Below are 10,813 nucleotides of genomic sequence, written 5' to 3' on the forward strand. Positions count from 1 at the left end.
TTAGGCCCACCACGGCCATTTTAGCCATTGGCATAGTTTTTAGCAATGTCAATCAATCAATACCTCTCAGAAGCATTCCCAGCACTTTATTAACTGAGAGTGTGTTAGGTTGTTTAGAAATCAATTGCGCCTTATTTTCGGCGTCTCTAATAATTATGTCTGCTTCATTATGGGCTTTATTTCTTGCCTGCTCTGTGCTCATTGCAACTAGATTTTCACCTTGGGTGTTAGCAGTTTGTATTTCTTGTTCAATTCGTGATTGAAGGTCCTTTTTCACCTTTTCGCATTCCAGCCTATATTCATTAATCTCCTTTTCGGCCAGATCCTCTGCATTTTTGATCTGCTTGAGTGTCTGTATATAGGCTTCTTGAGTGTTTGACACAAACTACCCTCCAAAGAAATGTCTGCCCAAGAACAAAACGATGGCAATAGTACTAATTATATTACCTATCTTGAACGCTCTCATTACTAGATAGAACTTTTTTTGTTGTGGATTCACAAACCTATTCGGCAAGTAGCTCCTCCTCTTTTTTCTCCATTGTTTCGGATTCGCGTTCGCCCATTTTGCGCTTTACAGTCTTGAGCATAATGAAACGCTCCATTTCGTCTAGTCTGAAGGTTATAAATTTGACTGCAGATGCTAGTCTCGGTATAAAGACATTTTCAATAGCATTTGACTTTCTCTTTGTCCTTTCTATTTCCAACAACAGCTTTCTAAGTGCAGTCTCTTTTTCTGCCACATCTAAGACCATTCTATGGACTTGTTGAAAAGTTTTTATCGCCTCATTAATTGAAGTTGGGAGCTCCAAAAGATGTTCAGTCAATGCTTCCTGTCTTTGGCCTCCCACCAACTTGGGTATTCGGACACCCATAACATTTTTAGATTTAATTTGCAAACTGGCTAAACTAGGTATTTTCATCGCCTCGTTTTCTAGTCGTATGGACCCGGCCATCATTTCTGCCATCCTAATACTCTCGTAGCCCTTAATTAATTCGGATTGCAAACCACTTCTGAGCGTCGCGGCTGTCTTACTAGTACTAAAAAACTCTAGAATCAAAGCCTGCCGTTTCAGTTTCAACAGCTTTAGACCTTTTTTAGCAATGACTATTCTGCGTTTGGTTCTTATATACTCCAGTCTGGTAGGCCGAATATTGGTTGTAGTTGGCATTTATCTCATCACTCTACTTCCTTGGGCGAAATCTTTTTCCTTCCATATTTCTCAATAAGCTCGGGCTTGATTCGTTTCATATCTGCATCTGAGAGTTCAGCCAAAAGCTCCCAACCAATATTCAAGGTCTCTTCGATGGAGCGGTCTTCGTCAAAGCCTTGATTTACAAATTTTCTTTCAAAATTATTAGCTATTCTGAGGAACTTTCTATCCAACTCGCTCAGCGCTTCTTCTCCAACGATTGCAGCAAGGGCCCTAGCGTCCTTTCCCTGCGCGTAAGTTGAATAAAGTTGATCTGCCAGGCTTCTATGATCCTCCCTAGTCCTGCCTTTCCCTATTCCCTGGTTCATCAGTCGGGAAAGACTTGTCAAAACGTCTGCCGGAGGATGGATATCTGCACGCTGAAGATCTCTGCTCAAAACTATTTGGCCCTCTGTAATATACCCTGTGAGGTCTGGTATGGGATGGGTTATATCATCTGCAGGCATTGTCAAGATTGGTATCTGAGTAACTGATCCTTTCCTACCCTTTATCCTACCAGCGCGTTCATAGATTGAAGCCAGATCGGTATACATGTATCCTGGATACCCGCGCCTTCCAGGAACTTCTTCGCGTGCCGCAGCTATCTCCCTTAGAGCCTCACAATAATTAGTCATATCAGTTAAGATTACTAGAACATGCATATCCCTTTCATATGCTAGAAATTCAGCTGTTGTCAATGCAAGTCTGGGGGTCAAGATACGCTCCATTGAAGGATCTGATGAGAGGTTCAAAAAGAGCACCGTTCGGCCCAAAGCGCCGCTTTCTTCAAATTGTTTGACAAAGAAATTTGCTTCCTCACTCGTAATCCCTATAGCCGCGAACACAACAGAAAAGCTTTCTGAGGTCCCACGTACCTTTGCCTGTCTTGCGATTTGAGAAGCAAGCATATTGTGAGGCAAACCCGCTCCTGAGAAGATAGGTAATTTCTGGCCCCTCACTAATGTGTTCATGCCATCGATATTTGACATTCCGGTTTGTATGAATTCAGATGGCTGCTCTCGAGAGTATGGATTGATACCTGATCCGACAAGATCGAACTTTTGTTTGGAGACAATTTTTGGACCGTTGTCTCTTGGATTGCCCAAGCCGTCGAATACCCTACCCAACATTTCATCAGATACTGCCAAAGTGGCGGTATGTCCAAGAAATCTCGTTGATGTTCCTGTTGTCCCCAGACCCAGCGTTGGCCCAAAAACTTGAACAACTGCCAACCCTTTCCTAGTGTCAAGCACCTGACCTTCGCGCCTTTGGCCATCTTCTAACTTTATCTCAACCATTTCGCCATAAGCGGCATTATCAACACCTTCTACAAATATTAAAGGCCCAGCAATCTTTGATAGCGTCTTAAAAGATATCGTGGACATTTATTGACTCACCTTTATTAACAGACCCTCAAATTCCTGTCGCATACTCGTTCTTATCTCATGCAACAATTTGTCGATTTGGTTTTCTGGAGTCCATTTCATTTTCGAGATTAGCTTTCTTGACTCCAAGCCTCCTATTTGCGAGGATCGAATTCCCTTTTTGATAGCATCTGCCTCCAGCTTACCGAATTCCAATATTACAGATAGCATATTGAACTGCTTTTTTATAGAAGTATAAGTGTCAACATCGTCATATGCACTTTGTTGCAGATAATCCTCTCTAAGCGATCTTGCATACCCAACCAACTGAACTATCTCTTCCAACTCTGATTCTCTCTGTAAGATTTCTAGCGCTTCTTTTCTCAATGAGATCCAATCAGGTGATACTTCTTTAGAATACCATTCGCCCATATCATCAGCGTATAATGAATAGCTCGTTAACCAGTTGATGGAAGGAAAGTGCCTGCGGGATGCTAAACTAGCGTCCAATGCCCAAAAAACCCTTGTTACTCGAAGAGTGTTTTGAGATACTGGTTCCGAAAAGTCGCCTCCAGGCGGAGAAACAGCTCCCACCAACGTCAATGATCCAACTCGTTCTTCTGGGGAAATAACGATAGCTTTGCCGCCACGCTCATAAAATTCAGCTAGACGTCTGCCCAGATAAGCAGGATACCCTTCTTCGCCAGGCATCTCTTCTAATCTACCCGATATCTCCCTTAGGGCCTCAGCCCATCTAGAGGTGCTATCAGCCATCAATGCAACGCCGTAGCCCATGTCGCGGTAGTACTCTCCCATCGTTATGCCAGTATATATGCTCGCTTCACGTGCAGCTACCGGCATGTTTGAAGTATTGGCAACCAGCATGGTCCGTTCCATCAAAGGACGCTTAGATTTGGGATCTTCTAATTCGGGAAAAGTTGTAAGTACCTCGGTCATTTCGTTGCCCCTTTCACCACAGCCAACATAAACTATTACTTCACTATCTGCCCATTTGGCCAACTGTTGCTGAGTAACTGTTTTTCCACTTCCAAATGGACCGGGAATAGCGGCCGTTCCGCCTTTTGCTACAGGAAAGAATGTATCTAACACTCGCTGGCCGGTGAGAAGTGGTGATTCCGGAGGTAGTTTCCTGAGAACAGGTCTAGGGGTTCTGACAGTCCACCAACTTGATAATCCAATTTCTACCTTGGAAGATTGGGTTGTCACCGTCGCCACTATTTCATTAATATTAAATTTTCCCTCTGTGATCGATTCCAGCTGACCCTTCACTGAATGCGGCACCATGATCTTGTGCTTTATCAGCGGAGTCTCTTGAACCTCGCCAATGAACTGCCCCTGTTGAACTTCATCTCCCTTTTTTGAAGTTGGAATAAAATCCCATTTTTTGTTCTGATCCAGGGCAGGAATAATTTTTCCTCTACCTATGAAATCCCCACTTTCCTCTCGTAATATATTGAGGGGTCTCTGGATACCATCGTAAATCGAGGTTAGTAGGCCTGGCCCTAACTGAATGGAAAGAGGTCTCTTCGTATTAACAATCTTTTCTCCCGGTCTTACACCAGTAGTGTCTTCATAGACCTGAATTGTGCCTTTATCGCCTTCTAATCGGATAATTTCTCCTACCAGACCCATTTCTCCCAACCTGACAACGTCGTACATTTGTGCACCCTCAAGTCCTGTAGCAACCACAACTGGTCCTGATATACGAGCAACTACAGCCATTTTTCAATCAACTCATTTGTATACTGATACCGAGGACACGCCTTGCCAGTGATGAAATCGACTCCTCCTGAACGTTCCCTTCAAAGGCAGGCATGAATAATACGAGTGGCTCAATTGATGATTCCACGATCTCACGGAAGCTGCCAGATAGAGAATTACGGACTGTTTGACTTGCAATAATAAGCGCATATTGATTGGAGGAAATCAAATTTTGTAATGTCTTTCTAACTTCCAGTGCATCCTCACCAACTATGAAAGTATCCTCTACGCCTATCAACCGGTAGCCTACAACCAGCTCACGATCACCGATTACTGCAATTCTGCCAGAACCCTTTTTTGTAATTTGTTCACTCATTTACTATCATCGATGCAATTTTGTCATTCGGGATATTGTACATTTTCCCATAGGCTATCCTTCTGATGTTCTCACGCTCACGTTCTGCCGTGATCATGAAATGGAATATTGAGCCTATCGAGAGTGCAATATTCTTGAGTTTACTAACATACTTCTGGTTGATAAATTTGTCTAGACCAACTTCAAAATCAACTAGACTTCCTGTGTTTCGATACGAGTTTACCGCTTCACCTAGAGGAAAGCGTCCTTCAATTCTCCCTACGAATTCTATTACATTATTTACACCGTATAAATCCATTAATTCAGAAATGGGTATTCCGCCTCCATTTACTACGTGTTTGTTAACGACAGACTTTTCAGCGTTGGTTTCTTTTCCCTTCATCAAGGTCAAAATGTTTCTCTTGTCTATTTCTGTTCTGAACATTTCTCTTATTATACCTTCGTCGCCCTGAAAAAACCTAAGTGATTCTAGTAGAGTCTGGTAATAATAATCCTGTAGGGCTGCCATCATTGGCCCTAGATCCAATGTTTTTTGATAAGCGTCGAGGTGTTGTAAAAGAATACTTCCGTAATTGTACTTTAACAATCTATTGATAACAGCATCAACTCCAGATTGTGATAAAATTATCTTCATTTCATCATGAGGTATGTTTCCTGCGGAAATTCCAGCAGGGAAATTGCGACTAGAAACCAGAAAGGGTTCAGTTTCGGTAATGGCTCTGCCCATATTTTTTGAAGACAATATCAATTCGATGTTATATAAATCCCATTTTAACAAATATGCCTTGATAGCGTTCTTACCATTAAATGGGGATGCGTCTATGGCGATTTTATTAATCATGACTAAATGGCGATTCAGAGAAATTTCTAGAATTTCTGGTGGTTGATAAACAGAAGCTGCCTTTTCAATCTCTTCCCCATACCATGTATTTTGAAGCATTTTTACCATATCAGATAGGCCTTTTGTCTTGAGCAAATCTCCAATGAAGGACTGTGTCAGAAAGTTCCCGGATAATGCTTGTAGCCTACCGAATGAAGATGAAAATTGAGATGTAGGCACTAGACAAATGCCTCCATTATAGTCGCCCTTATTTCATCTTCGTGGATTCTTAGTAATTCCTCGAAAGTTAAATCAAGTTCCATTGTTCTATCCATGTTCTCAGCAGTCAAACCTCCAATCGTGCTGATAGTTTTTGTAACATTCACTCCTAAATCATTGAAGCTTGAACGGTCTTCTTCTTTACATCCAATACCAATGTTTTTTCCAAGGCTTCTTTGTGCAGTTGATGCCATCTTCTTTAAAGTACTATTGTACTCTGGAGTTTTGGTGTAGTTGGCTATCTCCGTTTTGATTTGTGCAAATATTGAATCCATTTTGACATTGACCGCCTCAAAGATTATCTTCTTAGCCTGTAACTTCGCCGCTTCAATGATCCTTGTCGCCTCTTGTTCTGATCTTATGGTTGCCTCCGTTGAATAATGAGTGGTGGCGTCCTTTATTGCCAGATCGGCATTACCTTGCAGTGCTGCCTTGTCCCTGGAGAGACGGTCGCCCAAGTCCTTTAGCTTTTTCTTCTTGTTGTTTTCTATTTCCTCCAGAAACGTACCAATACTCATTTCTAAATTCTCTAGAGGATGCCAAGTAACAATATGATACCCAGCACGAAGCCAATAATCCAAAGAGTCTCAGGAATCACAAAGAAGAACAGAACCTGCCCAAATTTCTCTGGCTTTTCCGCTATTATGCCCATCCCTGCTGCGCCGATACCTTGTTGAGCGTTGCCGGTCCCAATCAGTCCGCCAGCGATGGCAATTGCTGCTGCAATTGCAAGCAGCGGCTTAGTCAATGAAGCGTTACTGGATGGAGCTGAAGTTGCTGCTGAAGCTTCAGCAGAATTGAATAAAACCAAAATACCAATCGTCAAAGCTGCTGCTATACTAATAGCGGATAATTTCCATCTTCTAATTTGCATGTCGAATATGGTTTGATTGGAATGGGACATATTAATTAACTTTTGTTGTAAAAAGTAGGATTCTTAATGACTCACTTTTAGGTCAGGCAATCAATATCCTCTTTTTTTCTCATCTAACATGATAGTTGATTCGTCTGCTGTGTTAGACAACGTCGACGATTATGGAATCAGGACAGATTATTCACTCAATTCCCGTTTGTTCACTGCACTTTTCGAATGTCTAGATAGCAAACTGAATGATTTACATCCACGGGTTCTCAATACCGATAAAAAAACGATTCTTACAAATCACTGATCTACGATTTGCCATTGATTATCTATCATCTTAGTCTACTCTGATTTGTATCCACACCACTAACCAAAAAAGCGCAGTAGTGTAACTAAGAATTTCTCACAACTGTAGGACCTTAAGGCAATAGATCTGTATTATTCCAATATGACTTCGAGAACATGTTTGAGTCCATCGGGGCCTACGCCAGGAAGGTTTATAATATTTTTTGTATCGAGCGAAGACCATGTTTTGTCAGGTCTTTGAACTAACATCGGCACATCAACCTCCTTTAGCATAGGAGCGTCGTTCGGACTGTCGCCTATCCCAAAAAATGTGATATAATCCCCGTATTTTTTTCTGAAGCAATCTATTAAGAACCTAACTGCGTTACCTTTATCGTTCCCACCAGTAACATCAACGAACTGCCCCCCATAGATAACTCTAAGTCCCAACGAGCAGGCTCTCCTGGAGAAGTCCGGTAGATCACCCTTATTTATGCTCAAGATTGTCTCCGCAAACATCCGATTAGCCATTAGCATTGCTTTTGATTGCGTTAAATGGGCTACTTTAGAGAGCTTCTCAACAGAAAGATCTCCTACAGTTAAAAACTTCAAGTTTGAGTCCTTTCTCAATGCCTTCAATTTTTCTCTAATTACAGAAATAGGCTGACCAAGCTGCACAACTAAATAATTTCCGACTCGTTCACAATTCTCCTCAGGAATTACTGATTGATCGAAATATTCTTCAGGTAACACAATAGCACCACCATTTTCTACTACAAAAGGCTCTATTATTTCTAATTCTTGCCTGATCAATTCCTGTTCCGCCATAGTCTTGGCTGAACATAAAATGATAGGAACGTCAAGTTGTTTTAAAGTCTCAATTGTATCTTTTGAGCAGGAATATTCCCCAGTAACAATATTCGTCAGCGTTCCATCAATATCGGTAAATAACACTTTTTTTCTCACAAGACAGTCACGCGCCTACTGATTTTGTAATGGTAACTATTGCTGAATATATAAAATTCAGAGATTCGTTGACATCTATCCCGAATATTTCCAACCCACCTCGCCAGCGCAGATTAACACTTCATTCTTTTTCGGCTATTTCTCGCTGAGCACCGATAAACCGGGCATTTCATCCCCAGCAAGAAATCTTAAACTTGCGCCACCACCTGTTGAAACATGACTAACTTCGTTTTCAGAAACACCTGCTCGTCTCATGGCTTCTAATGTATCTCCTCCCCCCACAAGAGTTTTAGAGCCCCTCCAGTAGGCTAGCGCCATGCTCTTAGCAACATTAATAGTTCCATTTGAAAACATGCCAAACTCAAACAAGCCCATAGGCCCATTCCAGAGGACTGTCCCTGAACCTCTGCCCCCCACTTCCGTTGAGTAACGTTGAACGGTCTCGTGTCCAATATCAAGTCCCATCATTCCGTCCGGGATGTCCCCTTTAACCATGGCTGCTAAGCCATTGTCAGCACTAGAAGAGATTACATGGTCTGTAGGTAGCATTATTTTTTCGCTAAATGTTGAAAGGGCCTTGGTTACCCATCCAATATGATCCAAGTCAATTAGGGAATTACCAGTGTTAATGCCTTTTGCTTTGAGAAATGTATAAGCGGCTGCTCCTCCTATCAGCACTCTATCAGCCTTTGGAAGCAAGTTCTCTAGCGCGCCTATTTTGTCCTTTATTTTTGCTCCACCTAGCACAATTATCAAGGGTTTATCGGGGTTGTCTCTAATCATTGATAGATACTGTACTTCTTTTTGCAAATTAAATCCCGCTAACTTTATCTCGAACAGTTTAGCTGCGCCATATGTCGAAGAGTGCTTACGATGTGAAGTGCTAAAGGCATCGTTCACATATATATCCGCTAGAGATGCCAATTCGCTCGAAAATAGGGGATCATTCAGTTCTTCTTCCTTGTAGAACCTCAGGTTTTCGAGAAGTAAAACTGTTCCTTCTTCCATCTTGTTCGTTTCCAGAAGGGCTTCCTCGCCAATTCTGCTAGATGTAAATTTTACTTTTGAGTCACCAATCATTTCGGACAATCTTTTCGCTACGGGTGCTAGCGAATACTGTATCTGGCGTTCAGTTGGTCTGCCTAGGTGAGTAATCAGAATAATCTTACACTGACGTTTAATCAAATATTCAATCGTGGGAAGTGTCATTCGTATTCTGAAATCTTCTCCTACTGAGCCGCCGTTCACACTAACATTATAGTCAACTCGGATCAATACCTTCTTACCCTTCAACTCAGAATCGGCTAATTCAGAAATCACTCGGTGCATACTTTATCCGTCTTTGGATTGGAGGAATAAATCTTACGATAGCACGAGAGTTTGTCTTAAACATATCTAATTTTCAGCACTTTTCTTTCAGTACTGTACTCTCCTCTGCCAGCATTCATTATCAAAACGTCTGAGAAGATTTTGAGCAGCTGCACCGTAATACCAGACCTCGTCAACAATGATAGAACAAACTGCCATTTAGTTTAACCAATAATTTAACGGCGACATGTTGTGATATCCTCACTGAAAGTCATTACACCAATTTTCACAAACTCTAGGATAAGAAGTGCCCGTGAAGAAATTTTTTCGGATCTTTATTCCTAAGGGTCGTTTGCAAAATCTTTGTAATCTGCTCAAACATCTTAAAACATCCGATCATCGCTTCTGCCTTGTCTGAATTTGAAACGGCATTTGATTCGATCACTACGCTATTCCAAATTAGCTTGAGATTCACCTGAAAGGAATTTTCCTCATTTGTCCAATGCATGGAATGACCGGTTTCAGCCTCAGTTAAACCTATCCATCTCAACTTACCAAACCACCTTCCACCAAGTGCTTTCATTATGTCCCTTCCAGTGATACCTTTCGGAATGTACGTTTGAAGGAGCAGATTGAATGATCCTTGGCTATATTTTCCGTTTAATTCTTGGTCTCTCGAAGGACGCAGCTGTTGCTTGCTTAAATTCAACCTATATCCGTTTGATGATCTTGTGACCAGCCCACATCGTTCAAGCCTATTTAAGGCCCGGGCTAAGCTTTGTTGATGTAATCTTAATTTCCGCATCAACCCTTTAAATGAATAGTAAGAACCACTATCTTGATTTAGCAGCGAGAGGATCTTGTTGTCGTTATTTCGGAGTTCTTGGTCTAGTTGTCTCTCCGATTCTTGTAGCACGGAGTGGAATATGCCTTTAGCGTGCGTTCTCATAGCAGCCGCCGCTAACATATCCGTGTTATTGTCCTCTAAACTCTCCGTTATCACAGGTGCACCCTCAACATTATTTGGCGCACTCAGACTGCTAATAGCAGGTTCGGATTCGGGTGTTTCTTGCACGCTTAGTAATCAATACTCGATAGTTGGATATAAAATAGATAGTAAGATTTCGGCAACTAGGTAACGTTCAATGTGAGTCAATGTTTTTTCGACTAGTGTAAAAGCCACTACAACAGCAACCAAAACATTTTGGGAAATATGCTACTCTTAGAGTACACTTGCATGCTGCAGTATTAAAATTAAGAATTCGAAGGGGCAGACGAAAAAGAAGAAGTATGAGTGATGAAAAGCTTGTTCTACTTTTTCGCCATCCTGAGAACATCCACTTGGCCACTATGGAGCCAGTCCTTTAGTTCCGCATGGCTTGGTTTCGCATCGTGCTTGCCTGCCAAGTGAAGATGCAACAGAACGTAGTTAACTTGATTAAGTAAGGGCTTATTTTGCTCATCACCCTTTCTTGCCTTCTGTCTCAAATCTGACGGAACACTACCCCACCACTCATCGAAACTTCTTTTCCCATTATTTGCACTTTTTGAGCCGAATCCTTTTGGCATTGTCATGGCACTAAAATATATTATTTCAATCCTTTTAAGGGTTTGCTTGTGCTTGTTGAATAATCAATCATA

The 10,813-nt window shown here is 41.7% G+C and carries 12 protein-coding genes; all 12 read right to left on the reverse strand.

Annotation, left to right across the window (positions count from 1 at the left end; all coding sequences use genetic code 11):
- Window positions 1-52: 52 nt before the first annotated feature.
- Complete coding sequence (locus tag DYY65_RS06580; protein ID WP_162477181.1) at window positions 53-382, reverse strand: hypothetical protein; 330 nt, start codon at window positions 380-382, stop codon at window positions 53-55.
- A 121-nt stretch (window positions 383-503) separates the two neighbouring features.
- Window positions 504-1,169, reverse strand: coding sequence for a V-type ATP synthase subunit D (locus DYY65_RS06585; protein WP_162477182.1), 666 nt, complete (start codon window positions 1,167-1,169; stop codon window positions 504-506).
- 8 nt (window positions 1,170-1,177) lie between these two features.
- Window positions 1,178-2,575: a V-type ATP synthase subunit B gene (locus DYY65_RS06590; RefSeq protein WP_162477183.1), complete on the reverse strand. Its 1,398-nt coding sequence runs from the start codon at window positions 2,573-2,575 to the stop codon at window positions 1,178-1,180.
- On the reverse strand, window positions 2,576-4,297 hold the full coding sequence (locus tag DYY65_RS06595; protein WP_162477184.1) for a V-type ATP synthase subunit A: 1,722 nt from the start codon (window positions 4,295-4,297) through the stop codon (window positions 2,576-2,578).
- Between the two features lie 7 nt (window positions 4,298-4,304).
- Entirely contained in the window at window positions 4,305-4,652 is a 348-nt protein-coding gene (locus tag DYY65_RS06600) for a V-type ATP synthase subunit F (protein WP_162477185.1), read from the reverse strand.
- Complete coding sequence (locus tag DYY65_RS06605) at window positions 4,645-5,712, reverse strand: V-type ATPase subunit (protein WP_162477186.1); 1,068 nt, start codon at window positions 5,710-5,712, stop codon at window positions 4,645-4,647. Before DYY65_RS06605 ends, DYY65_RS06600 begins: the two co-directional genes overlap by 8 nt.
- Window positions 5,712-6,269: a V-type ATP synthase subunit E gene (locus DYY65_RS06610; RefSeq protein WP_162477187.1), complete on the reverse strand. Its 558-nt coding sequence runs from the start codon at window positions 6,267-6,269 to the stop codon at window positions 5,712-5,714. Before DYY65_RS06610 ends, DYY65_RS06605 begins: the two co-directional genes overlap by 1 nt.
- Before the next feature lie 11 nt (window positions 6,270-6,280).
- The gene (locus DYY65_RS12205) at window positions 6,281-6,655 is read right to left on the reverse strand and encodes a hypothetical protein (protein WP_201449374.1); all 375 of its coding nucleotides are present in this window, start codon (window positions 6,653-6,655) and stop codon (window positions 6,281-6,283) included.
- A gap of 396 nt (window positions 6,656-7,051) precedes the next feature.
- Window positions 7,052-7,864: an HAD-IIB family hydrolase gene (locus DYY65_RS06620; protein WP_162477188.1), complete on the reverse strand. Its 813-nt coding sequence runs from the start codon at window positions 7,862-7,864 to the stop codon at window positions 7,052-7,054.
- A 135-nt stretch (window positions 7,865-7,999) separates the two neighbouring features.
- The gene (locus tag DYY65_RS06625) at window positions 8,000-9,193 is read right to left on the reverse strand and encodes a phosphoglycerate kinase (RefSeq protein ID WP_162477189.1); all 1,194 of its coding nucleotides are present in this window, start codon (window positions 9,191-9,193) and stop codon (window positions 8,000-8,002) included.
- Window positions 9,194-9,467: 274 nt separating this feature from the next.
- Entirely contained in the window at window positions 9,468-10,175 is a 708-nt protein-coding gene (locus DYY65_RS06630; RefSeq protein WP_162477190.1) for a MarR family transcriptional regulator, read from the reverse strand.
- A gap of 308 nt (window positions 10,176-10,483) precedes the next feature.
- Window positions 10,484-10,741, reverse strand: coding sequence for a hypothetical protein (locus DYY65_RS06635; RefSeq protein WP_162477191.1), 258 nt, complete (start codon window positions 10,739-10,741; stop codon window positions 10,484-10,486).
- Window positions 10,742-10,813 lie beyond the last annotated feature (72 nt).

It is taken from the genome of Nitrososphaera sp. AFS (assembly GCF_009898475.1).
Taxonomy (GTDB): Archaea; Thermoproteota; Nitrososphaeria; order Nitrososphaerales; family Nitrososphaeraceae; genus Nitrosopolaris.